1 pseudogene is annotated in these 255 nt (G+C 67.5%); it reads left to right on the top strand.

Going from position 1 to position 255, the window contains the following annotated elements:
- A pseudogene (locus ACFQUV_RS11845) lies at window positions 1–255 on the top strand (IS110 family transposase); the annotation flags it as partial.

The following is a 255-nucleotide window of genomic DNA, read 5'->3' as shown; positions in this document are numbered from 1 at the left end:
ATCGCCATGGAGAAGACCAGGCTCAAGCAGACGCTCGAGCCACTTCTGATCGAGAGCCACCGTGCCACCATCGCCGAACTCGCCGCGCAGTGCGAGCGAATCGAGGCCGAACTCGCTCGCCGGATCGTCGCCGACGCCGAGCTCGTCCGAGTCTCCCGCATCCTCACATCGATCCCGGGGATCGGCACCCGCATCGCCACCGTGCTGGTCACCGACCTGCCCGAACTCGGCCACCGCGACCGCAAGTCCATCGCC

Source organism: Rhodoplanes sp. P11 (assembly GCF_964266735.1).
GTDB lineage: Bacteria > Pseudomonadota > Alphaproteobacteria > Rhizobiales > Xanthobacteraceae > Rhodoplanes > Rhodoplanes serenus.
The sequence above is the reverse complement of the archived record's forward strand: the minus strand, read 5'-3'. Positions and strand labels throughout refer to the sequence as shown.